The 26167-nt window shown below is 43.7% G+C and carries 17 protein-coding genes and 1 pseudogene; 6 read left to right on the top strand and 12 right to left on the bottom strand.

The genetic code is table 11. The features are described 5' to 3' along the window. Positions 1 to 7: 7 nt before the first annotated feature. Entirely contained in the window at positions 8 to 1294 is a 1287-nt protein-coding gene (locus LPH68_RS03060) for a serine dehydratase subunit alpha family protein (RefSeq protein WP_008641136.1), read from the bottom strand. Positions 1295 to 1427: 133 nt separating this feature from the next. Here LPH68_RS03060 and LPH68_RS03055 point away from each other — a divergent pair, with 133 nt between their 5' ends. Both LPH68_RS03055 and LPH68_RS03050 read left to right on the top strand, forming a co-directional pair. Further along, on the top strand, positions 1428 to 2513 hold the full coding sequence (locus LPH68_RS03055; protein ID WP_008641135.1) for a PCMD domain-containing protein: 1086 nt from the start codon (positions 1428 to 1430) through the stop codon (positions 2511 to 2513). 121 nt (positions 2514 to 2634) lie between these two features. Continuing rightward, entirely contained in the window at positions 2635 to 3420 is a 786-nt protein-coding gene (locus LPH68_RS03050) for a porin family protein (protein ID WP_008641133.1), read from the top strand. A gap of 104 nt (positions 3421 to 3524) precedes the next feature. Here the strand turns inward: LPH68_RS03050 and LPH68_RS03045 are convergent, their stop codons facing one another. Continuing rightward, positions 3525 to 4091 carry a calycin-like domain-containing protein gene (locus tag LPH68_RS03045; protein ID WP_008641131.1) on the bottom strand — a complete coding sequence of 189 codons (567 nt, stop codon included), beginning with the start codon at positions 4089 to 4091 and terminating at the stop codon, positions 3525 to 3527. Positions 4092 to 4253: 162 nt separating this feature from the next. Between LPH68_RS03045 and aroC the strand changes: the two genes are divergently transcribed. Both aroC and LPH68_RS03035 read left to right on the top strand, forming a co-directional pair. Next, complete coding sequence (aroC, locus tag LPH68_RS03040; protein WP_008024813.1) at positions 4254 to 5330, top strand: chorismate synthase; 1077 nt, start codon at positions 4254 to 4256, stop codon at positions 5328 to 5330. Continuing rightward, a complete protein-coding gene (locus tag LPH68_RS03035; RefSeq protein ID WP_151923567.1) occupies positions 5330 to 6694 on the top strand; it encodes a dipeptidase in 1365 nt (454 codons plus the stop codon). Before aroC ends, LPH68_RS03035 begins: the two co-directional genes overlap by 1 nt. Before the next feature lie 113 nt (positions 6695 to 6807). Here LPH68_RS03035 and LPH68_RS03030 read toward each other — a convergent pair whose 3' ends face one another. Further along, positions 6808 to 7866 (bottom strand): linear amide C-N hydrolase, encoded by a 1059-nt coding sequence (locus LPH68_RS03030; RefSeq protein WP_008024815.1) that lies wholly within the window; start codon positions 7864 to 7866, stop codon positions 6808 to 6810. 181 nt (positions 7867 to 8047) lie between these two features. Here LPH68_RS03030 and LPH68_RS26595 point away from each other — a divergent pair. Further along, positions 8048 to 8191: pseudogene (locus tag LPH68_RS26595) on the top strand (formylglycine-generating enzyme family protein); the annotation flags it as partial. A 27-nt stretch (positions 8192 to 8218) separates the two neighbouring features. Here the strand turns inward: LPH68_RS26595 and LPH68_RS03025 are convergent. Beyond that, a complete protein-coding gene (locus tag LPH68_RS03025) occupies positions 8219 to 10255 on the bottom strand; it encodes a hypothetical protein (protein ID WP_151923566.1) in 2037 nt (678 codons plus the stop codon). Positions 10256 to 10364: 109 nt separating this feature from the next. After that, entirely contained in the window at positions 10365 to 12542 is a 2178-nt protein-coding gene (locus tag LPH68_RS03020; protein WP_151923565.1) for a DNA topoisomerase 3, read from the bottom strand. 123 nt (positions 12543 to 12665) lie between these two features. Between LPH68_RS03020 and LPH68_RS03015 the strand changes: the two genes are divergently transcribed. Then, on the top strand, positions 12666 to 14228 hold the full coding sequence (locus tag LPH68_RS03015; protein ID WP_008641128.1) for an ATP-binding protein: 1563 nt from the start codon (positions 12666 to 12668) through the stop codon (positions 14226 to 14228). Positions 14229 to 14275: 47 nt separating this feature from the next. Here the strand turns inward: LPH68_RS03015 and LPH68_RS03010 are convergent, their stop codons facing one another. The 7 genes from LPH68_RS03010 to LPH68_RS02980 all read right to left on the bottom strand — a co-directional run bounded on the left by LPH68_RS03010 (position 14276) and on the right by LPH68_RS02980 (position 26092). Next, positions 14276 to 15994 carry an ATP-binding protein gene (locus LPH68_RS03010; protein WP_008015586.1) on the bottom strand — a complete coding sequence of 573 codons (1719 nt, stop codon included), beginning with the start codon at positions 15992 to 15994 and terminating at the stop codon, positions 14276 to 14278. 285 nt (positions 15995 to 16279) lie between these two features. After that, positions 16280 to 17047 carry a DNA-binding domain-containing protein gene (locus tag LPH68_RS03005; protein ID WP_049702111.1) on the bottom strand — a complete coding sequence of 256 codons (768 nt, stop codon included), beginning with the start codon at positions 17045 to 17047 and terminating at the stop codon, positions 16280 to 16282. 199 nt (positions 17048 to 17246) lie between these two features. Beyond that, positions 17247 to 18809, bottom strand: coding sequence for a BT_3987 domain-containing protein (locus LPH68_RS03000; protein ID WP_118408312.1), 1563 nt, complete (start codon positions 18807 to 18809; stop codon positions 17247 to 17249). Positions 18810 to 18844: 35 nt separating this feature from the next. Continuing rightward, the gene (locus tag LPH68_RS02995; protein ID WP_049702109.1) at positions 18845 to 20143 is read right to left on the bottom strand and encodes a DUF1735 and LamG domain-containing protein; all 1299 of its coding nucleotides are present in this window, start codon (positions 20141 to 20143) and stop codon (positions 18845 to 18847) included. 12 nt (positions 20144 to 20155) lie between these two features. Then, the gene (locus LPH68_RS02990; RefSeq protein ID WP_049702108.1) at positions 20156 to 21058 is read right to left on the bottom strand and encodes a glycoside hydrolase family 18; all 903 of its coding nucleotides are present in this window, start codon (positions 21056 to 21058) and stop codon (positions 20156 to 20158) included. A 25-nt stretch (positions 21059 to 21083) separates the two neighbouring features. Next, a complete protein-coding gene (locus LPH68_RS02985) occupies positions 21084 to 22724 on the bottom strand; it encodes a SusD/RagB family nutrient-binding outer membrane lipoprotein (protein ID WP_134985099.1) in 1641 nt (546 codons plus the stop codon). A 5-nt stretch (positions 22725 to 22729) separates the two neighbouring features. After that, a complete protein-coding gene (locus LPH68_RS02980; RefSeq protein WP_055235746.1) occupies positions 22730 to 26092 on the bottom strand; it encodes a TonB-dependent receptor in 3363 nt (1120 codons plus the stop codon). Positions 26093 to 26167 lie beyond the last annotated feature (75 nt).

The following is a 26167-nucleotide window of genomic DNA, read 5'->3' as shown; positions in this document are numbered from 1 at the left end:
CTTAAAATCAGCATCCTTTGTGCGTCATGATGTCAAGCACCATTTTATCCGTTTCGTTCATGGCTTGCGAGCCGATTCTTGTCAGGTTACGGATACTTTGGTCTACATCTTCATCTATAATTCCTTCTACGGAAGTCACACAACGGTCTTCCATTGCCATCATGGCAGACAGTACGGCTGTCGAAACTCCGGTGGTTACCTTCAAGGCACAACTCGGTTTTGCACCGTCACAAATCATTCCTGTCAAATTGGCAATCATGTTTTGAACAGCGAAGGCAACCTGATTGTAGTTTCCTCCCATTAACCAGGTGATTCCACAACTGGAACCTGTGGCAGCTACCACACAACCACACAAAGCAGACAGACGCCCCAAACTTTGTTTGATATATATAACAGTGAGATGGCTAAGCATTAAAGCACGGATCAGTTCTTCTTCACTTTTTCCGTTTTCTTCTGCAAAGACAACGACAGGAAGTGTAGCGGATATCCCCTGATTACCACTGCCGGAATTACTCATTACAGGAATCATAGCACCGGCCATACGGGCGTCACAGGCAGCCGACGTATAAGAAAGGATATGAGAAAACACGCTATCCCCCATCACTTTATGCTCATAAGTTCCCCGAAGCATTTTCCCTAAAGAATGTCCGTAGTTACCTTTAAAGGCTTGCTCGGCAGCAGCTTTGTTCAAACGGGCTGTGTCAAGGATGAAACGGATTTCATCCAGCGGAGCAGTCAGTGCAAAGTCATATACTTTACGCAAGTTTAGTTCGGGCGAAGCCTCTTCCTCTTCCTCGCTGACTGTCTGTTGCTTGTCGAGCAACGTTTGTTCATTTTTGGCTATATATATAAAGGTAGTATGTCCACCGGCAATGATGGCTTTAGCCGTTTTATCTTCCGTTTTACAAATCACTTCGATATACAGCTTTTCCGTAATATCTTCTTTTAGAGAAATACAAATCCGTTTTTCTGCGATAAACAGTTTTCCCTGTTCCACCGCTTCCGATGTACAATCCCTCAACACCTCCAACTGATAATCTGATTTGCCAATCAACGCACCCAAAGCAACCGCTATGGGAAGCCCGACCATACCCGTTCCCGGAATTCCTACTCCCATAGCATTCTTTAATATATTAGCACTTAACAGGACTTCTATCTTTTCCGGTTTCGCTCCCAATGTTTCGGCAGCCTTAGCAACACAAAGCGCTACTGCGATAGGTTCCGTACATCCGATAGCCGGAATGACCTCCTTCTTAATCAATTCTATAATTTGCCTTCTTTCTGATTCAGTCATAGACTTATAAGTTTTGATTCCACAAAAATAGGAAATTCTTTCTTTTCCAACATTCTATAATGAACAAATAAAATCTCATATTGTTATAAAATCTCCCATATACCAAACTTTAACAGAAAGAATTGATAGAAAAATGAAAGCAAAACACGTAATTGTCTATTTGCTACTAGCTATTGTTTCCTCTTCATGCATCCGCGAAGAAGCTCTCAATGCAGAAGCAGACATATTAAGTTGTATACTACCGGGAGTAGCCATGACAACCAGCCCTATTATTAACAATAATTCCATAACTATCTTTGTCGGTCCGGGAACTGATATTTCAGAACTCAAACCTGAATTTACATTGACTCCAGGAGCTACGATCAGTCCACTTAGCGGCACAGAACGAAATTTCAATACCCCACAGGAATATACTGTCACAGCTGCCGACGGTATTTGGAAAAAAGCATATACAGTATCAGTGATCGACACGGAACTTGCCACGAACTATAATTTCGAAGATACACTGGGCGGAAAAAAGTACTACATATTTGTAGAACGCGAAAGAGATAAGGTCGTCATGGAATGGGCCAGCGGAAATGCGGGTTATGCCATGACCGGAGTAGCCAAAACAGCCGATGATTATCCCACTTTCCAAATAACGGACGGAAAAGCCGGCAAATGCCTCTCCTTAGTGACACGCAGTACCGGATTCTTCGGTCAGCTAGCAGGAATGCCTATTGCAGCAGGAAATCTGTTTATCGGTTCTTTCGATGTGAGTAACGCAATGAGCAATCCACTGAAAGCGACTAAATTCGGCCTTCCTTTCCGGCATGTACCCACTTATCTAGCTGGTTATTATAAATACAAAGCAGGAGATCAGTTTACAGAGGGAGGAAAACCTGTGAACGGGAAACGGGACATCTGTGACATATATGCCATCATGTACGAAACCAGTGAATCTGTTCCCACTCTCGACGGAACAAATACATTCACCAGTCCGAACCTGGTTTCAACAGCACGGATTAATAATGCCAAAGAAACGAACGAATGGACTTACTTTAAACTTCCTTTCATCACTCTCCCCGGAAAATTCATTGATAAGGAGAAGCTAAGGGATGGGAAATATAATATAGCCATTGTGTTTACCTCAAGTCTGGAAGGAGATCATTTTAACGGAGCAATCGGAAGTACATTACTGATCGACGAGGCCGAGTTAATCTATCACTCGGAAAATTAGCGGGATTTCGATGAAGGATTTTCCATAACAATACCTCATAATACACTCAAGCAATGTACCCACACAAAACGTGCACATTATCAAACGAACGGAATTAAATAACTTTATAACAACCATAATGATGAAAATCTATCCGTATATATTCAGTTTATTAGCCTGTATAGGAATAGCTCTCCCTGGCTATTCACAGGTAGACCGAAATGAAACGCTGATCCGTTCCGCCCTTCACGGACTGGAATATGAAATCAAAGCAGGTTTCAGCATTGGCGGCACAGCCCCGCTTCCCCTTCCGGTAGAAATCCGTTCGATTGACGGATATAACCCGACACTGGCCATCAGCATAGGGGGCGAAGTAACCAAATGGATTGCCGTTCAGAACAAACTCGGAATCATAGTCGGACTCCGGCTCGAAAACAAAGCAATGACCACCGAAGCCACCGTAAAAAATTACAATATGGAAATTCTCGGACAAGGAGGTGAAAGAATCAGCGGAGTATGGACGGGCGGAGTGAAAACCAAAGTACATACCGCCGGACTGACTATACCTCTAATGGCTACCTACAAACTAAGTAACCGATGGAACATCAAAGCCGGACCTTATTTCTCGTATCTGCTTTCAAGAGAATTTTCAGGTCATGTGTACGAAGGATATTTGCGGGAAGATGCTCCCACCGGTCCGAAAGTAGAATTTACCGACGGCAAAATTGCAACCTACGATTTCTCGGACGACTTGAGACATTTCCAGTGGGGATTACAGGTGGGAGCCGGATGGCGAGCTTTCAAGCACCTCAATGTGTATGCTGATCTCACCTGGGGATTGAACGATATATTTAAAAGCGATTTTAATACAATCACTTTTGCAATGTATCCTATCTATTTGAATATAGGTTTTGGGTACGCATTTTAAGTCTCACCACAGATTACACAGATTAACACAGATTGATTTATAAGTCATAGACTATCAATATAAATAATCTGTGTTAATCTGTGTAATCTGTGGTGAACAAGGAATTAATTTCCACCAGACTCCGCCACCTGTTTCACTCCAGAATAGGTCACTTTTACAGTCTGTTGCAATGTAGGCACTTTCACGTTAATGGCCATGTCTGCATTTCCATCTTCTACCGTTCCCGTAACAGTTACAGGACAGGTACCCAAAGCAGCGGCATTTCCCTCAAACGTAAGGTCTTGCTGTCCGGTAAATGTAGACACACCTTCCCCTTTCTTCACTTCACACTTATCAACAACAATATCTCCAAACTTCAGAATCTGTTGATTGATGAACAATTCAAACTCCTTCAGTTCAATCTTCACCTCCGTATTGCTGACCTGCGAGAGGGTGATAAACTTCTCTATTCCATCTCCTATGACAATTTCTTGGTCAGAACCATCCGGTATCATGGATATATCCAGATTTCCCCAATACGTTCCGACTACATCCGGAGCCGTTATCGCAGCTTCCTCTTCAGGAGGATTCCCATTATTCTTGTTATCACTGTCGTCATCGTCACTGCTACAAGCAGCAAAGAAAGTAAGAGAGCAGACCAATGCCAATAAATACAATAGATTCTTTTTCATACGTCTTTGGTTTAGTTATTATAATAAATTTCGTCCCTTATAAACTAAAAAGAAGAAAAAAGGTTCAATATGCTTCCTTTTTCGAAGATATTTCGAGTTCACAACTTTCTTATCGAAAACTTTGTTATATTTGCATATAGTAATTTTAAAAAAGCCACAACTATGTTTAATTCATTTGGCAATATCTTTCGGCTCACAAGTTTCGGTGAGTCTCATGGAAAAGGAGTTGGAGGAGTGATTGACGGATTTCCGGCAGGAATTGTCATCGACGAAGAATTCGTACAACAAGAACTTAATCGTCGCCGTCCGGGACAATCCATTCTTACCACTGCACGTAAAGAAGCTGATAAAGTTGAGTTTCTTTCAGGTATTTTTGAAGGGAAATCCACCGGATGCCCTATTGGTTTTATCGTTTGGAATGAAAACCAACACTCCAATGACTACAACAATCTGAAAAATGTATATCGTCCTTCACACGCTGATTACACGTACACAGTGAAGTACGGAATCCGTGACCACCGTGGCGGCGGACGTTCTTCCGCACGCGAAACGATTTCGCGCGTGGTAGCCGGCGCATTGGCTAAGTTAGCACTTCGTCAACTGGGTATCAATATCACTGCCTATACTTCGCAGGTAGGTCCTATCAAATTGGAGGGTACTTACTCGGATTACGATCTTGATTTGATAGAAACAAACGATGTACGTTGTCCGGACCCGGAAAAAGCAAAAGAAATGGCAGACCTTATATATAAGGTGAAAGGAGAAGGCGACACCATCGGTGGCACACTGACCTGCGTCATCAAGGGATGCCCCATCGGACTTGGACAACCTGTTTTCGGCAAACTCCATGCTGCCTTGGGTAACGCCATGTTAAGCATTAACGCTGCCAAAGCATTCGAATACGGCGAAGGATTCAAAGGACTAAAAATGAAAGGTTCCGAACAGAACGATGTTTTCTATAATAACAACGGACGCATCGAGACACATACCAACCACTCCGGAGGTATCCAGGGAGGATTGAGTAATGGTCAGGATATTTATTTCCGTGTAGTATTCAAACCGATTGCAACGTTGCTGATGGAACAGGAAACCGTCAACATTGATGGTATCGACACCACCCTGAAAGCACGCGGACGCCATGACGCTTGTGTACTGCCCCGTGCCGTGCCTATCGTAGAAGCAATGGCCGCCATGACTATACTTGATTATTACTTACTGGATAAAACGACGCAACTGTAATGAACGAAATTCAGAAATACATAATAGCGCACGAGCCAGAAATGATGAATGACCTGTTCAGCCTCATCCGCATCCCCAGTATCAGTGCTCTGCCGGAGCATCACGATGATATGCTGGCTTGTGCGGAACGCTGGGCGCAGTTGTTACTTGAAGCCGGAGCAGATGAAGCATTGGTGATGCCCTCAAAGGGTAATCCGATTGTTTTCGCTCAAAAGATGGTCGATCCGGACGCAAAGACTGTATTGGTTTATGCTCATTACGATGTAATGCCGGCCGAACCGCTGGAGCTTTGGAAAAGCCAGCCGTTCGAACCGGAAATACGGGACGGATATATTTGGGCACGTGGAGCAGATGACGACAAAGGACAATCATTCATCCAGGTAAAGGCGTTCGAGTATCTGCTTAAAAACGATTTGCTGAAGAATAATGTAAAATTCATCTTCGAAGGTGAAGAAGAAATAGGCTCACCCAGCCTGGAGGCTTTCTGCGAAGAACACAAAGAGTTACTGAAAGCAGATGTCATCCTTGTCTCGGATACGAGTATGCTGGGAGCTGAACTTCCGTCTTTAACAACCGGTCTTCGCGGACTGGCTTATTGGGAAATAGAAGTAACCGGACCGAACCGGGACTTACATTCCGGACATTTCGGCGGTGCGGTGGCTAATCCCATCAACACACTTTGCCAGATTATCAGTAAGGTGACGGATGCCGACGGACGGATTACCGTTCCCGGATTCTATGACGATGTGGAAGAAGTTCCGCAAGCCGAACGGGAAATGATTGCGCATATTCCTTTTGACGAAAAGAAATACAAAGAAGCAATCGGCGTAAAAAAGCTTTTCGGAGAAAAAGGATACAGCACATTGGAACGTAACAGCTGTCGTCCGTCTTTTGACGTATGTGGCATTTGGGGCGGATATACGGGAGAAGGTTCTAAAACCGTACTTCCTTCAAAGGCGTATGCCAAAGTTTCCTGCCGGTTGGTTCCGCATCAGGATCATCATAAGATTTCGCAGATGTTTGCAGAGTATATTTCAAGCATTGCTCCGGAAACTGTTCAGGTGAAAGTGACTCCAATGCATGGAGGACAAGGATACGTATGCCCGATTTCGCTTTCTGCTTATCAGGCTGCCGAAAAAGGCTTTGAAATTGCTTTCGGAAAGAAACCGCTGGCAGTACGCCGTGGTGGTAGTATTCCTATCATTTCTACTTTTGAACAAGTATTGGGAATCAAAACTGTATTGATGGGATTCGGTTTGGAATCAGACGCCATCCATTCACCAAACGAAAACTTTTCACTGGATATTTTCCGTAAAGGGATAGAGGCAGTCATTGAATTTCATCAGGAATACGCCAGACGATAAAGCGGACAGACAAAAAGTCTAATTATAAACGGTATATAAAAAAGAGCGATGGACAAGTGTTTGATTACAAACCCGTCCACCGCTCTTTTTATATATTTACAGATACCAACAAATTACATGACCGGAGTCTGGAAAAGGAAAGTGAATGATTGACTGTCTTTCAAATCTTTCACTGCATCACCTGCATAAATCTCTCCCTTTGTCAGAGACAATTTCTTAATCCCTGCTTTCGGACTAAAATCTATTTTCTTCAAGTCCAGCCAAAACATATTCGGTGTCAAAGTAGATTCGAAATAATACACTTTATTCTTCTGATCGGAAACGGAACGCCAACGGGTAGAAGAAATATAAGGCTTCTCCGGCGTGTTAATACCAAATGGTACAGAAACATTACGCATCACACTCAATACACTGGGAACTGCAATTTTTGCATCAGCAGTTTGCGGAATGGCATGAATGTAGAAAGAAGCCCTGACAAAGCGGTCACTCGCACGATTTGTTCCCGGTAGCATCTGTAAGCCACCAATTTCTTTCCAATAATCATTAATAGCCAATTGATAGTCATATCGGGGAGAATTTGTCATCACCCGGTATTCTTTCCCTTCGTGAATACTCAATTTTCCATCCAGATATTCCAGTACAGCCGTATTCCCAGTTTCATCGGTTATAGCCAGATGCAAGGTAGATTCCGGCCCTCCATTCGGCATACGGGGAGCATCAATTCGGAAAGTCTCTTTTTTCAGTTCATCCACGGCTTCGCGTACCGTAGCAAAGTTATCGAGTACGTACTGTGTCCAAATACTGATTCCCATTGCCGGACGGGTATCACCGGGAAGAGAGTAAATGGATTCCGGTAAGAAAAGCAGACTCGCCACCAATCCTTTCTCGTTCATTCCATCGCAAGTACCAATATCATATCCTGTGGCAATCACACTTCCGTATTTGGCAGTCCAGTTCACCGTTTTATCCTTGTTATGTCCCGCACGCTGAATACCACGTGGAAACACATAGATATTCGTCATGATATCTTCTTTCCAGTCCATGGTACGCCCCGTTATCACCATCTGATCAGGACCTATGTATACTGCACGCGTACATGCTTCCACAGGCTGTATACTCCCCAAAGAGACGGCAGCCAACACCAATGCAACTCCTACTAATCTTTTCTTCATATTCTTTCTATTTAAATAATTGATACTCTCATTTTATAAATAACAAATATGCCACGATTATTGCCTACAAGAAAGATGATTTTAATGAAAAAAAAGAATTTATTCAGTGAATGAGGAAGTTTTTGGTTTTCGACGCATGATAGTTATCATCGCAGAACTCATTTCTAGCGATAGATATTAAATAAATAAAAAGGATATGCATAAAGTATTACGCGGAGGCAGTTATTACACCTTCGAGAAATACTGTAAAGTCACCAGCCGTTATGGAGTGACCCCACAACGGTGGGATATTGATTACGGGTTGCGGTTAGTAGTGTCTCTCTAACTTATGTATAAATGTTAAGTCGGCTTATTAATCGGCCAATCTATAAAGCTCATATCCTCCCAATGCCAGTATGTAGGGCAGATTATAAATTACATCAGCATCCTTCTCTACCTCCTCGGGATACTTTTGTAGTAATTCGCTGAAAGGCATAATAAGAGGATGTTGCAAAAATACCTTATCCTTCACCTTAGCACGTCTCCAGCCGGCCACCGTACGCTCGGCATTCCATCGGTACTTCTCCATGCGTACTAACAGATACAAAACTTGAGCTGGCAGATCTTCATTGAACATAGATTCGGATATGTGTGCCGGTGAGTGGTCACTCCGTCTGATGCCGTAGCCCAGTGTGCGACAAAATACACTATAGGCATCCAGCTGATAGCGATTAGCCCAACGTAGTGGTTCGCTTAGTTTATTCCACAAATACTGCGCCTGGTGGTTCATCAAAATAAAGTCGGCAGAATGGTTACCATAGGATTCATACATCTTCTTCAATACCTCTTTTTGTTTGAGGCTTTCATCAGCATAACAACAATCGTATAAGTAGTTCACATACAAAGCCAGTTTATCTTGCAAGATGTTTTTCTTTATTCCCCTGTCTACCATACCAAACACCTTGACATAGCGATAGCGTCCCTTCTCGTCGTCCACCATCGACGACAAATCATTATTAAACTCCTGACGGATTAGCACACGACACTGATACTGATAAACTTCATGTGGTAAGTTGAGTCCTAATGAAAGACTCAAATCAGGATCATGCACACAAATGGCCACTGTAAGCATACAATGCTTATTTTGTGCCCACTGCTGCAGGCGGGTACGCATAGCAGTACTGCAAATATCATCATGGCAATATTCCACCTCAATATCATCTATTTGGCTCTCTATATAGGGGAATTGAGCTTTGAAGTAGTCTTTCTGTGCCTCCATCTCGCGATCCACTAAAGTGATACGGGTACGTATACGTTCATCTGCAGGCAGACGGTCATCATAATTGGCATAATGGCAGATACGCAATGCTTCGAGTAGCAACGAACGTCCCACTCGGTTGAATCCCACGATAACCAGATGCACATAGTCTTGACTGGTAGCACTCCAACTTCCATCAGGTTGTTGTGTAATGCTTATGGGGCGATAATCCAGCGGATCATAACGCCTTTCACAATCAGCTCCATAAAGGCTCCATAGCTGCCGGGCCAAGTTTTCATGGAGATTAAAGGGCCGAAAGAAAATATTAGGCTTGCCTTCTATACAAAAGACTTCGGGCGGCAGATTCATTTTCTGTATGTTAGAATACGAAGGGATGCTATCAAACTGTACATACACAGGCATCATCTTACCATCATAACATTTACCACGCAGAGTACTTACCAAGTGCACAATAGCTATATTTTTAGCATCGCGCCCGTAACGTTCTTCATCACCCAGCACATATACTTCAATAGCACTCTCTATTTTCAACCGCTGAAGTTCTTCGATCGACTCAATGTTGCCAAAGTAAACAAGCACTTGTCGCTCAACTTCAACAGGCAGGGCCGACTGTATACGATGCCGCACCGTTGCCGACTCCATACCGCTCATCAGCAAAATACGTGCCGAAGGACATTCGTCATACAGTTCACGTATCATATTGATAGACAATTCGTTGAATCCGATCAGTACATAATGATTTTTTATATTACGGTAGGTCATTCGCCCCGCGTATACCACTCCCACACGCCGCTCTATAATATTAGAGATAGTAGAGATGAGCACACCGCCCAGTAAAACGGATCCCGAAATGCTGATAAGCCCCACTAATATCCTGTTAGGCCAGGCAGTCTCTTCTATTTGGTTACCGGGATCGACAAAGTTGTTGTACACTGCCCAGAGCCTTTCTCCCCATTCCTCGTGTCCATGCAATTGGATGGAAAAGAGCATCGCGATAATAAAAAAGATAGCCAGCGCCGTAGCAATGGTAACGAGTAGCAAGGTGAGCTGTGACTTGATACCGCCCGAAATGGTGCGATCTATATACTCTTGCGAGAATATCTTCTTGTAGTAGTTTGCAAAACGGTTCATAGTAGTCCATATAGATTTATGTACAAATATAGTGTATTTTTCTATAAATCAAGTAGTTTTCCACTAAACTATTTCAGCCATACACTTTACCTTGTTACTGTGCGGAAAATTAGAAATTCTTCCGGAAAGTACATCCACTTCTCCATTCCGAACACCCGTAAGCAGTCTTCCCTTTAATGATGGTTCCTTTACCACAAAGTGGACAGGGTTGACCTACAAACGCATCTACCTCACCTGCCGCAGAAGGAGTTGAAGCTGCCATGGCCACCGGAGCAGGAGAACCGGGCGAATCAGTCTTCACTTCATTCGTCGTTTTTTCCGCTTTTGGTTTCTTTTCTTTCGGTGTACTCGGTTTTCGTTCACGCTTTTTAGGTTCTTTCTTCTCTTTCTCTTCGGCTTTTGCAGCAACTGCGTCCTGAATAGTTATGCGTCGATTCGTATTATCAGAAAGTACACTCATTACGATCTCTGAAACCATCTGCTTTAGTTCTTCGAGGAACTGGCGGGCATCGTATGTTTTCTTTTCAATCTCACGCAACTTCTTTTCCCAAATACCTGTCAATTCTGCCGATTTCAATAATTCTTCGTGAATAAGCTGCACCAACTCCACTCCTGTCGGGGTGGCAATCAGGTTCTTTCTTTCCTTACGGATATAATTTCGCTTGAACAACGTCTCAATGATTGCAGCACGGGTAGACGGACGACCGATACCATTCTCTTTCAAAGCATCGCGAAGTTCATCATTGTCCACCAGTTTTCCGGCTGTTTCCATTGCACGAAGCAAGGTTGCTTCAGTATAAGGTCTGGGCGGCTGTGTCCATTTTTCATTCAGGTCCGGAATATGAGGACCACTTTCACCCTTCACAAAAGCAGGAAGTACATTTTCATCCTCTTCCTCTTTTTCTTCAGTAGGGTCTTTTACTTCCTTGGCAAACACGACACGCCATCCCGGTTCCAGAATTTGTTTTCCGGTTACCCGAAACTCTATCTTATCCACTTCTCCCATTACGGTGGTAGTAGAAATTTTACAGTCCGGATAGAACACGGCTATAAAACGACGGGCTATCAAGTCGTAGACACGACGTTCCATATCCGTCAAGTTTTGAGCATAGACTCCGGTTGGGATAATGGCATGGTGATCCGTCACTTTCGAGTTGTCAAATACCTTTTTTGATTTAAGAAGTGTAGTGCCAGCTAACGGAGCTGTCAAGACTTCGTAATCACGGAGTCCTTTCAGGATAGCAGGACATTTCGGATAAATATCATCGCTCAAGAAAGTGGTATCCACACGCGGATAGGTCGCCACTTTCTTCTCATAAAGAGACTGGATCAGTTTCAGTGTTTCATCGGCTGAATAAGCGAATTTCTTGTTACATTCTACCTGAAGGGAAGTCAAATCGAACAAACGTGGAGCGTATTCCTTCCCGTCTTTCTTGCCGACATTGGTGACTACAAAAGGTAGGTCTTTAATACGTTCTACCAATGCTTCTCCTTCTTCCCGGTTGGCAATAGGGTCGATGCCCGGGTTATCTATTTTCTTTTTTCCGCCGTTCTTTTCCTCTTCCGCGGCAATTTCTTCATCACTTTTGCGAATGAGTGCAGAGAAAGTGGTATTACGATAGTTTGTTTTCAGTTCCCAATATTGTTTGGGTTCAAAATTGGCTATCTCCAATTGACGGTTGACAATCAATGCCAGCGTCGGTGTCTGTACACGACCGATAGAGAGCACCTGTTTGTTTTGACCGTATTTAAGGGTATAAAGACGGGTAGCGTTCATTCCCAACAGCCAGTCACCCATCGCACGGGAAAGACCGGCTTCGTAAAGTGATTGAAATTCAGCTTGGTCTTTCAGTTTCGAGAATCCTTCACGAATAGCTTCTTCCGTCAACGAAGAAATCCACAGGCGCTTCACCGGACAGCGTGCGCCAGCTTTTTGCATCACCCAGCGCTGAATCAATTCTCCCTCCTGCCCGGCATCACCGCAATTGATGATTTCATCCGCATTCTGCATCAGCCACTCTATCACATGAAACTGCTTCTCAATACCCGGATCATGCCCAATCAGCTTGATACCGAAACGTGGCGGAATCATCGGCAGACTGCTCAAGCTCCATGATTTCCAGTTAGGGGTGTATTCATGTGGCTCCTTCAGGGTACAAAGATGCCCGAATGTCCAGGTCACCTGGTATCCGTTTCCTTCTATATATCCTTCTTTTCTGGTATGAGCGCCGAGTACTTCGGCTATATCACGTGCTACAGACGGCTTTTCGGCTATGCAAACTATCATTTTTTCTCTTCTTGTTTTTAAACTATCAATTTGCAAAGTTACACGAATATTTGTCTAAAAGAACAATATCCCACAAAATATGTTACCTTTGCAAGAGTAGAATTCTTATAACAAAGAACAAGTATGATTGATTTAAACCGCAAATTGCCCATCGGAATACAAACTTTCGAGAAAATCCGCAAAGGAAATTATCTGTATGTAGATAAAACCGCCCTTGTCGGAAAAATGGTGTCCACAAGCATCCCCTATTTCCTTAGCCGTCCCCGACGTTTCGGAAAAAGCCTGCTGATTTCCACTTTCGAGGCTTACTTTCTGGGACGCAAGGACTTATTCGAAGGACTAGCCATCTCACAAATGGAAGTTGACTGGCAAGTCTATCCGGTTTTTCATATTGACTTGAATGCACGCAAGTATGATTCTCCGGCAGATCTGATAGCGATGCTCAACCAACATCTGGAAAAATGGGAAGCAATCTACGGAACCGAAAAGCAAGATCGACAACCGGAAGAACGATTCGCCTATATTATAGAACGCGCATGTGTGCAAACCGGAAAGCAAGTAGTCGTATTAGTAGACGAATATGACAAACCTCTTTTGCAAGCTCTGGATAATCTGCCCTTGTTTGAAGAATACCGCAAAATGCTAAAAGCATTCTATGGAGTATTGAAAAGTGCTGACCGCTATCTGCGTTTCGTATTTCTGACAGGTGTTACCAAATTCTCACAAGTCAGTGTATTCAGTGATTTGAATCAACTGAATGATATCAGCATGAAACCGCCTTATGCCACCATTTGCGGCATCACCAAGCAGGAACTGATAGATACATTCACTCCGGAATTGGATAAGCTGGCCTCATACAACCGGATGACACCAGAAGATACAATCCATAAGATGACCTCACTTTACGACGGGTATCATTTCTGTGAATATGCAGAAGGCATGTTCAATCCGTTCAGTGTATTAAATGTGTTCGATGGATATAAATTTGAGAATTACTGGTTTCAGACAGGCACTCCTACTTTCCTTGTCAAGATGCTGATGGATAGCAACTATGACCTGCGAACGCTCATTGACGGAGTGGAAGCAAACGCAGCGTCATTCAACGAGTACCGGGCAGAAAGCAGGAATCCTATTCCGCTGATTTATCAAAGCGGGTATCTGACGATTAAAGAATACGACCCTCGTTTCAAGACTTATCAACTTGCTTTTCCCAATGATGAAGTGAGATATGGCTTTATGAATTTCCTTCTGCCATTCTACTCTAATATTCCCGATAATGAGCAAGATTTCTATATTGGCAAATTTGTCCATGAGTTGGAAAGTGGCAATATCAATGCTTTTCTAACCCGCCTTCAAGCCTTCTTTGCCGATATACCTTACGAACTGAATGACCAGACAGAGCGGCATTACCAGACTGTTTTCTATCTGATATTCAAACTCATGGGACAGTTCACACAAGCAGAAGTACGCAGTGCAAAAGGACGGGCTGATGCAGTTGTCAAAACACCGAAGTATATTTATGTATTCGAATTCAAACTAAATGGCACAGCCGAGCAAGCATTACAGCAAATCGAAGATAAAGGATATCTTATCCCTTATCAGGCAGATGAACGGGAAGTCAAAAAGGTTGGAATAGAATTCAGTACTGACACACGAAATGTCAGTCGATGGCTACCCGAGGAATAAGAGAGTATAATTACTTCTTCCTCATATTTATCTACAAATGATTCATATTAAACCTCCCAACACTTCCACCCTTTGTTGGCACAGATATACACAATGTACGAACGAACATGGTAATTGGGGAATTTTCTTTTTGTATCTGCGGCATAACCTTTCACTTGCTCTACGTGTTCTACCAGCGGTTCGGTGAGCGCAAGCATACGGTCGGCATCTTTGGAACGATAGTATTTAAATTCCACCACGCGATCGTCCGTGTAATAATCCGTGCCGGGGATGCCGATCATTTCAAAATCCGAACGACCGACGGAGTTATTTTGTTCGATGGCAAAAGTGTAACAATGGCTCAAATAGCGGGAGACAAGCTCGTAGAAAGAACAACGGATAAAGTTCTCGTTGATCTTATCGAAAACCTGTGCGGGGAATTGTCCCAGATATTGCTCGAAATAGTTCTGCACAAGGGGTTCAAAACTACGATTGGAATCATAAAGTTCATAAACCGGGACGTAACGACTGGCGTTACCTTCGATCTTGTTCAGTTGGTTGTAATAATCCATGTAGATGCTGCGCATGGTCATGTTGGGGAGCACCATGCGGTATGCACTCTTCAGGGTAGTCATACCTAAGTAGAACAGGCTGACGGGATAGAATTCTTTCTCAAAAAATTTCTTCTTGTTGAATTTGCCGGACAGATCTCTGACGTTGTATGACAATTCACCGCCTATCACCAGGGCATCGAGCATCTCTTTGGCGTTGTTCTGCGAAAGAGTCAGGCGGCGAATCCAGTTGATGTCCGTACGCAGGTTCTCATCGATCAGTTCGGAGGGAATACTTCCGGCATTAGCGGCAAATTTCTTAAAAAAATAAGTTAAGATAGTGGAGTTAAAAAGACGTTCACCGACAGGGCTAAAACGATAACCGTCGTAGTTGTTCACAATAAGCTGCCAGATTTCCTCGAAGCGTTCTTCGCTTGCACCGGGAGCATATTTATCAAGTACATAGCGCAAGTATGTTTTCGTTTCTTCATAGGTGAAGCCGAGCATATTCAAAAAAACGGGTTTGAATGTGAGGATTTCCGCAATGTTGTACCCGCTGGTCAGGTCGTCCATGATGACAGGCAATACGCCTGTGCAGAAACAAGTGCGAATCGTGCCTTCGCCGATACCCGCTTTGATAACTTTAAAAAAGGTGAGAAGAAAACTATCACTAGTGGTTACTTCCTCATAAAGTGAGTCATTATAGGAAGTAAGCAGTTGATTGGTGAAGTTATCGTATTCGTCAATCAATATATATGCTTTAGGCAATCCATGTGAGCTGATATAACCCAAAAGTTCCTCCAACATCTGCACAGCATTTCCTCGAGTTGTAAACTGAAAATCACCAAACAGGTCTCGGTTATGTTCTACCGTAACTTCCACGGGTCCACAATTCAGGTCATTGAAGTTCTGTACCACCCCTTCCATATCATCCGCCATCACCATAGCCGAGAAGTCATAACGAATCACCAAATATTGATTATGTTCTTCCGTAGGATGTTCGCCAATCCAGGTGCCGCCAAAAAGTTCTTCAAAACGATTCGCTTTCGTACGGTCGTAGTAGTGGGCCAACATGGAGATGAGCAGACTTTTCCCGAAACGACGGGGACGGAGAAAGATGGGAGCATTATAGTCTTCAAGCCCCGGAATGTAATTTGTCTTATCAACATAATAAAAGCCACGTTCACGCATTTCTGCGAAGTCGGCCACTGCGTATGGAATCGTTATTCTTGCCATAATCGTTGATCTTTTCTTTCGGTAAAGACAAAAGTACTAATAAATTAGTACCATAAAAAAGATAATGCGAAAAAGATAAATAAATACCAAGCTCAATTATGGCTATATACATAAGTCTTTGATGAAAAAGAGGGCAAAACAGAGAAAAAGATCAAAGTTATGCATTTAGCATGTATAGCCCTATACACGAAGGCTGCACAACTCTATACATGATGCGTGTATAGAGCTATGCAGCCTCTCTGCATAAACCTGGCGGGACATTGCTCCGCCAGGCCAAGAGAACATTTATGCCGCAGGATCGGGCGCCTCTCCTCCGCCGCCTTCGCTACCACCGGAACCGGAGCCGCCTCCTGCATCGGGTTTCGTGCCGACGTAGAAAGTAGCGATAGCGGTTCGGGGTGTCTTCAGGAGCGTGCTTCCTGCATACTGTGTAGTGACGGTGAGGGTATATTCGCCATCGGCCAGACCGGCAGGAACAATGAATGTGAGTTGTGACGGGTTGTTGACGGCCAACATATTGAGGTCGACAGGTGTGGTTTGTTCTTTGCTGTCGGTGATAGTGATGCCGACGGAAGAATCCGTACCTGCAATTTTCAACATACGGCCATTGACTGTGAACGGACGGCCTGCAGTGGCGGTGGCAGGTGAGAATCCGGCAACGTACATCACGCTTTGGCGTTCGCCCAAAATACTGATAGAGGTTTGGGCGATAGCTTCACGCAGTTCTTTGTCTTGGGTGAAGGAGACGTAGACGGAGTTCTTCTCGGGATTCCATTTTCCGCCATCGATAACACCGCGGAGTTGCGCTACGGCGTGGTAAAGACCGGTGTTGACACTATATCCGCTAAGGATGAGATCGCTCACAACACGGTTGTAGAGCTTCACGACGTGCTCGATGGTTTCGGGACGGAGCCCGGTGTCTTCCTTGTGCATCTCGTCGAGGATGTCCTTCAACGAAAGATTACCGGACGATTCGAGCTGACCGATCTTATCGTCTTTGTTGTCGACGGTTACAGTGTTGTCGACTAACCAGATTTTCAATACATTCTTCATTATTCAATTTATTAGTAAAAAAGTTATTTTGTTGTATTCAACTATAAATTACAGACATATTCGCCATCAGCCAGTCCGAGATGACTGAGAACTGTTTGATTACGAATTCTGATGTACTACTTTATTATCAAAAGAATAAATAATATCCACCAGAAAAGGTTTATGGATTCTCAATATGGAGAATTAGCATCTTAAGCTGTTACCAGTCTTTACGGAAATAAGTATTATCAACATCATTTCCAACTGCACCAGCCTCGTGAGGATGTACAGAGATCTGAACTGACGGATCGATCATCATTTGCATATCAGTCGTAACTCCTATTGTGAGTATCTCCATTCCTCGCACATTATCAGGTATGTCATAAGCAATATACCCTTTGCTTTCATTAAAAACAGACATTCCCGGCACATCGCCTGTACCCATATCCATAACGAAAGACATAAAATTCATATCAGCCGAATAATAGTCAAGATAAAATTTCGTAAAGTCTCGTGTAAAACAAACAAAATCACTTTTTTCCAATCCAGCAAACGGTTTTCGTCCACAAATCATCCATTCAGCTTCAGGTATTTCAAACTCCGTCCAAAAAGGAAGAGAATATTGGTTTATATAACCTGTGTAAGCATAATCAATATATTTTCCAACCTCTATACCACCACACTTTTCTTTATCAAAAAAGAGGGCAGTCGCTTCCCCTTTATCAGCAACCGTTAACATTGTCTCTTTGGATAATGCCTCACGTAAGGCTTTTATTAATTTAGGATAAGTACTAGTATTCTTTATACCATCTATACCATATTCATCACTGTCATCCCAAAGATCAATACCATCCAACTCGTACAACTCCACTGCATTTCTCACTTGTGCTACAAAATTCTCAATCTCACCATCTGTCAAATGACAAAAGCCTATAGTTGAACTATTCTTCACAGTCAGACAAACTTTCATTCCCATTAATTTCAACGGACGAATGTATTTATCCGCATTTTTCAGAACGTGGCTTATGTCCGCATTCAATTTCAGTTCACCTCCTGTACCAACAGTAGCTCTTAATAAGTTTACAACATCAAAAAGTTGAGAAGCTTTACTCATCTCCCAGCTTGCATCTTCCAGCCAATACACAGAGCTTACCAAAGGACTCATCTTTTCAGTGTCAACATATCCTATACAAGTATATCCTTTTCTGGAAGAAGTCAAACGATGCTTTCCATTGGTCCAATTGATACGATAAAGCAACGTTTGATATTTACCATCTTCCTTAATTTTAAGAGGAAGTAGATACTGAGAAGCTCCTAAATTAGAATTACTTGGAACCGGTAACATCCATCCTTTAAGAATTAAAGTCATCTTACCCGATTGCATAGCTCCGGCAGCAATTGTCAGACTACCACCATTGCCCAACTCATAAGCATTATCCGGCAACAATGTGTAATTCGAGTTGGTATATGCTAATTGGAAAGTTTCCACATCGAAATCTTTATCTACCACCACTGTCAAATTCTTCGTTCCCGTAGCGGCTTCTTTCAGTACAACAGACACTTGGTCTGTTACGACCTCATTCTCTTTATCAGTAACTATAAGGAACACCTGTTGATTATCTGTCTGCAACTCGCTGCACAATCTTGGTGAATCACCTATAACCACTTCGGTCGGTTTATCATGCGAAACATCAGGATTGATTACAGCTGCTTCTTCCTCACAAGAAGAAACGCATAAAGACAGCAAGCCCCAAAGCCAGATATATTTTAATATTCGTTTCATATCGTCATTCGTTTTTAGTTTATAACCACTTTGACTTATTTATTCATTATAGGCACTTCCACACCACTGGGCCATAACTCTGCTTCCGTTTTCGGACGTGGCTGTGTATAGGTGTCATTCGTAAAGTATGGAATCATCTTCGCATCATTATGGTGTCCGGTCCGGTCTATAATCGTATTTCCAGTGCCTTCATCAAATTTCCAGTAAGCCTGTAAATCAGATTCAGCTGCCGGGTCATCGATATTATACATGTTCTCATAGATTTGCTGTTCGGTACGTGCCACGCTCCATATACGGGCTTCACTAATATCACCGTTTAACTGACGACTTATATCATGAGATTGTCCGTACGAACGTCCGAAATAGAAATTAAAGTCACCACCATTACCTGTGTCATCATCCGCCAGTTTATCCCCCAAACTAATGGTTGTTACATCGCTCTTGCCGTGTCCTTCTTCTCTGCTTTGCAATTTTCCGTTCACATAGAAAGCAATCACCTGCGTATTCAAATCCCACGTCAATGCGATGTGATACCACTCTCCCGCTTGAAGTTGGAGTTTTTTGTCGGCAGTAGGAAATTTACCCACAGGGGTCTGAACCTGCAACTGCTGACGAGGAAAGTCAACATCTCCCAAACGCACACACAAATACTGCTCGATACCCATTATTGAAGAAATATTCGTTTCATCATCAAATTGGTTAATCCGTATGATTGCTTCCATTGTAATAGCTGTCAGATTATTCACTACATCTGCGGTAGGGCTTCCCTTGTCGAATCCCGGAACGGCAACATACACGTTCTTCAGGTTCATTGCCGTAGTGATGGCACTGGAACGACGCACGAGGTAATACATTGTGCGTGAACCGTTCATGATGCCTACCCCTTCGGCTCCTCCTATAGAAAGAGGACAAAGATAGGTAGCATCAATCTCCAGTTCATCGAGTTTCAGAAACTTGATGTGTACTTCTTCGGAGGTAGTCTTCCCTGCCGGAATAGTCACCGCGTCTGTCGACAGCTGGTAATATGCTTCGGGAAGTGCTTCATAGTGAGTATCATTCTTTGCATTATAGGTACTAATCATTGAAGGGTCTACCTTTAGACTGACCTTCACGTCATTCCCCGACGGATAAGTCAAGTTCACGTTAAAGACTTTCGTTTGGCTTGTCACCTTACGGTTAAAAGTGAAAGCCTCCGTATTTTTACTGGCAGCCACATTCAAGTATGCCGAATTATCGAACGGTGACTTTTCGCTGTAATCCGTATTATCACAGGCAACCGGCAGAAATAACAAAACTGCGGCTGCAAAGCACTGATAAAGTTTATGTATTCTCATAGTTTACATCGTTTAGTGAGCCGAAGCAGGATTCAGGAATTGAATACCTCCACGGGTCTGTTTATAAATAATATCAGTATCGTAGTAATCGGTAGAGATATTGTAAATAGCAATACCTCCCAATGGCGTTTCCATATTGAGAGCACCGTAAGCAGCTCCGGCGATGGCATTGCGCGTCACTCCGTTATAGTCGGTCAATGTACCGTCAGGAGTGACAGCCAACAGCAGGCGATCCGGAGCGGCCTTGCCATATCCGGTGGCATAAAATACGGAGGTTTCTATATCATATTCATCGGATGCACCGGAAATATCAAGTACGAAATAGTTGAAAAGGCTGCGCTGCGCTTCCGGCAACAAGGAAGGGGTACCTTCAAAAACTAACAGACACGGTGTCTGTCCCAAAGCATCCAGTAGCGACTTTAACGCCGAGACGTCTACCGCAGAGCCTTCCGAACCGAGGGCAAGCCCGTCAAATGTCCCTGTACGCACTGCCTCAACAGCAGAAGTAATAGAGGTATTCAGTTTATCTTTAGCCGTGCAATCTATATAGTAAAGCACTTTCGTACCATAATCCTCACGTACCAACTTCATATCCTCCCGGTCATATTCGGACAGACGGTCGGCATTACGCATCGTCACTATATCGATACTGTCCGGCAACGCACGGAGAAAGTCCTTCTCACCGGTAGATACTTCCGGAGCATTATCCAACCGGGCATAAACGACAGCATGTTTCGTTGCTTTATATGCGCGAAGATTCTGCGTATATGCCGCATATTCTTGCGGATTCTGTTCCTTAAACCCATTCACCTGACTATCGTGTATTTCCATTTCCGTCCAGTCGTCGCAACTGATGGTGGCAACCGACAGGAAAGTAGTCAGTAGGCATAACTTAAAGATTGATTTATATTTCATAATCTCATTGATTTAAAGGTTCGTTCTAGTTTGAAGATTGACTATTCTCAATGGAATGGTCTTTCTTATCCCACCAAAGTTTAGTTCCTGCGGCATCGGGACCATTCAGCATTTCTACAGCTTGATCGATGTATTTCGGATTTCCCGTATATTCATCTGCAGGGAAAGGCAGACGACGGGGACCGATTGTTACATTCACACTATTATTGGGGTCTTTATTCTCCACGGCAGGCAACAACTTCGGGTAGCCCGTACGACGATGTTCCGCCCATGCTTCCAGCCCCAGCGGGAATATTGCAATCCATTTTTGAGTAATGATACGCTCCAGGTTCCGTTCGAAATACTCCGCTCCAGGTTCCCAGGCAATCGTAATGGTACTTACCGCCGGATGGCTATACTTAATATCAGCCCCGTCCATCGGGTTCACATAGTCTATAGGCTTTTTCTCCGCATCCTTCACATATTGGTCTGCTCCGGTGGCTCCGCCACGCTCTTCGAATGAAAGGGCAATAGCCTTTTCATACAATGCCTGCGCATCGCCTCCCATATTCCAACCACGCAACGCGCCCTCGGCACGAAGGAAAGTCACCTCCGCCGCATTCATCCAGAGATAAGGGTCGGTGCTGGAAATCACCTGCTTTGAGTAAAGATTAATCATGTCGTCTTTCTTCTGGGTAAATATGCCGATACGTACACCGTAATAATCGTATACATCGACTTTCTCGCCATCCTGATCGACTGTCTGCACACCTTTGACAAACATCTTATCCAAACGCGGATCTTCATAACCTTTCATAATAGAAACTAAATCGGCACTAATACGGTAGTCATTCCAGTTATTAAACAGCAACTCCGAACGGTTCTCCGCCACATGAAGCATGGCGTTGTCCTCATTCGATTCAATCACTCCCGCTTCCACAGCCTTCTGCGCAATACGTTGCGCCTCGGTAGGATTGACATAGCTCATACGCATGGCAATGCGAAGTTGCATGGAATGTACAAACTTACGCCATTTGGAAATGTTACCGTAATACAAGTCTTCCAGTTTGCGGAAAGCCTCGGACGACAGGTCTTTGTTTTCCTCCAACACTTTATCCGCTTCTTCCAGTTCTTTCAGCATCTGTGTATATACCTGCTCCTGCGAATCGTAAGCGACAGCCAGGTCTTCACCCGAATTATCATTATCCATCATCTTCGAATAAGGAATCGGACCGTAAATGTCCGTCACACGATGCATGATACACACCCGGAGAATTTTACCGAAAGCTAATGCCACAGGGTCATCCGTCTTGTTCATCATATCGCGGTACTGCGGGTACATGTCTTTAATCGGATCGGCAAACGGGGATTTGAGCCATCCCTGTTCGGGATTGAAAGTAGAGAATTTCATCACCCAAGTGTCTACAATTCCTTCCAAATAACCACCGTATGCTCCTCCTGCCATAGCATCCATAAACTGGTAAAGGTGTTCACGTGTAGGAATCACCAATCCCTGCATTCCTTTGAGCGTAGCACCTACAATATGATTCTCACGCTGCATTTCTTCTCCGTCCGCTTCGTACATACTCCGGTTGATGTCGCTGTCGAAACAACCGCCCAACGGAAGCAGAAATAATGAAAGGATCATTATCAGAAGAATGTTATATATTCGTTTCATGTCCATCATAGTATTTAGAAGTTAATCTTTATGTTAAATCCTATATTCCGGGTACTCGGCATCATGAAGTAGTCGATTCCCTGATAATAGTTGTTCGTAGTAGCTACTGCTTCAGGATCGAAAGGAGCTTTACAGTAGATCATCCAGAGATTTCTGCCCACAAGGGATACATTGATATCACAAACATTGCCCAGCCAGCGGCGCGGAACGGTGTAACCGATATGTGCCTCCTGCAGACGCAGGTTGGTAGCACTATAAGTATAGTAGGTAGGCAATCCGCTCTGCGATGCTACCACTTCATAGAAGCTTTGCGGATTCACGCGGCTACGGCCATTTATCCATACTCCTCCGGCATCACGCGCGGCAGCAGATGTTTCAGATACTCCGTAGAGATCAAGATAAGCCTGTGTTGCCGAATAAACGATTCCGCCCAAACGGGCTGTCAACAAGAAACCGGCATTGATACCTTTATAAGAGAAGCTATTATTCCAGGCTAAATTTGCCTTAGGAAGTACGCTTCCCAACTTTATGTCACCGGCATTGTCGATGGCTGTCACATTGCCGCTATCGTCAATCAGGACATTACCGTTAATATCACGCTTTAAATCGGCATGGGTATAAAGATCGCCCAGCGTACCACCTTCCTTCAGGATAAATTTCGCCTTTCCGAATCCGCGACCTTCATCGGTTTTGAGTTCCAGTTTATCGACGTTGTAAGTTTTGCCCGTTTCCGGGTGAACATAATCCTTCACTAGTTCGACGATTTCATTCTTGTTGGCCGAGAAAGTAAAGCTGCTGTCCCAGCCGAAATCTCCCCAACGATGCCCATAAGACAACATAGCCTCGAAACCATAGTTGCGTACATATCCGGTCTGTACATACAATTTGTCATATCCTGACGAAACAGGAAGCCGAGGATCAAATGTCTGATTATAAGTATTGGCGTAATAGAAAGATCCGCTCAATTTGAAATCTTTAAATAGGGTTGCATCCAGACCTACTTCCCATGAGTCAGTACGCTCGGGGTATAGTTTACCAATGGGATAATTCGTCTGCGATTTCCAGTCCTGCTTATTGGCATCATACGAGTAAGTAGGATAGGTAAGAAAACGAGGATAAGGATTACCTACGGAACTGAACGATCCACGTACTTTAAGATAATCCACCCAATCAGGCAGTTTCAATATTTCAGTGATGACAGCCGAAAGCCCTACGGAAGGATAGAAGAATGAAGCCTGCGGAGAATGTGTCAGCTGCGAAGCCCAGTCGTTACGTCCTGTAACGGTGAGATAAAGCATACTTTTCCACCCTACTTCGGCACTGGCAAAAATAGATTCGGTCGCTTCGCGCCAACCCACCTGCGTAGCACGTTTTTTTGCGTTGTCAAGGTCGTAAACATTGAACAGATTAGGAATACCAGTTTCTCGTATAGGCCCCGCATAGCCCAATTCCTTACTAGTCACTCCACTATAACTGGCACCGATATTGGCTACAATCGTAAAATCCTGAATACGTTTATTAATATTCACCAACACATCGGCATAAGTCTGCGAATATTGTCCGTTATTTACTGTATAATGGCCTTGTGAACTACCGTCAGTCAGCGTGTTGCTACTGCTTGCATAAAGCTTGCCTTCATATTCGCTATGAGTATTGTCGATGCGAACACGCCCTGCCACATTCAGCCAGTCAAGAATCTGGTAACTCAAACCTGCTGAAGCCATATAGCGTTTCTTATTGTTGAGACGGAGATTACGGTAAGCAATCCAATAAGGATTCTGCATACGAAGGTCACCTTCGCCCTGCGGCCAAAACTGTACGCTAATTTTCCGGGCTTCATCCCAACGCTCGAAATTCTTCACTATAGAGAAATCATCCCCACGAGGGAAAAGATAAGCAGAAACCAACGGATTGGAGTACTGCCCCTGATTGGTCATATTACGGTCGTTCTGAAGAATATAGCTTGCACTTACATCCAGTTTCATCTTGTCATTCAAGAAACTGGTCGTATTGCGGAAAGTGAAATTATATCTGTTATACCTATTGTTGGGAACCATCCCTGCCGAATTGACGGCAGCCGCAGAAAAGAAAGTCTGATTTTTATCCGTTCCGGTAGACAACGTAACGGAATTTGTATATACCGCACCCGTATCAAAAAAATCATCCGGCTCATATCCTGTTTGAGCAGCCGAGTTTAACTTCGGTCCCCAGCTATAAATATTGGAATTTCCTGTTTTACCATTACTACCTGTACCATAACGGTCCTGGAACTCGGGCATCTTAAAAGCATTCAACCATTCGATGCCACTTGATACACCTACTTGCAGCTTACCTACCTGTCCTTTTTTTGTAGTAATCACAATCGCACCGTTTGCCGCATTACTACCATAAAGGGCGGCAGCTGCCGCTCCAGTCAGTACGGAAATGCTTTCTATATCTTCCGGATTAATATCAGCAATGGCCTCGGTAGCTCCCTTTGAACCAAATTCCGTATCTCCTCCGCCACCGAAATTATACATCGGAATACCGTCAATCACATACAAGGCGTTACTACTCTGTTCAATAGACTTTGTTCCACGCATCACCACTCTACTTGCCCCACCGACACCGGAAGAGCTCGTATTGATAGTAACACCCGCAACTTTACCATTCAGGCTGTTTACAAAATTAGCATCCTTAATTTGGGTCAGTTCGTCGGACTTTACTTGCTGTACGTTGTAGCTCAATGCTTTCTGCTCGCGTTTGATGCCAAGTGCTGTTACAACGACTTCACTCAACAGTTTTGTATCCGAAGCCAGTTGCACGCTATATGTATTCTGTCCGGTTACTTTTACCGTCTGTGGAGTGTAACCTACATAACTGATACTCAACACACTTCCTGCAGGAGCTTCGAGCGAAAAGTTACCGTCTATGTTTGTGATAGTTCCAATGCTTGTACCTTCCACACGTACATTGACACCAATCAACGGTTCTCCGCTATCATCCAGTACGCGTCCGGTGATACGTTTGGTGGAAGCAGTTTCGGTTGCTTTCTGTTCTTGTGGAACGATGATGACATATTTTCCTTTGAGCTGATACGTATATCCTGTACCTTTTAGGATTTCCGTGAGAGAGTTCTCCAACGTGGCTTTTTCCAACGCCAAATCGATGGAGGGTTTGTTTTTCAACTGCGACTCGTTGTAACCAACGGACAGTTTCGTTTGTTTTTCCACTTCTTTCAATGCCTCGATGACCGATATGTTTTTCTTATGGATCGTAATCCGGGCATTACTACTTTGAGCAAAAGTAGGGGTAGAAAGGAGCAGACAGCACAAAAAAAGCATAAATACTCGACTGATTGCCTGCTTATTGGCTATAAATTCATAAATTTGCTGCATCTTCTTAGTATTAGTTTATACAGATAAAGTTAGATTCTCGAATTTAGTAGCGTCTGGTTAACGCTAATAGTAAGA

Source organism: Bacteroides sp. 1_1_30 (assembly GCF_020982715.1).
Classification (GTDB): Bacteria; Bacteroidota; Bacteroidia; order Bacteroidales; family Bacteroidaceae; genus Bacteroides; species Bacteroides xylanisolvens.
The sequence above is the reverse complement of the archived record's forward strand: the minus strand, read 5'-3'. Positions and strand labels throughout refer to the sequence as shown.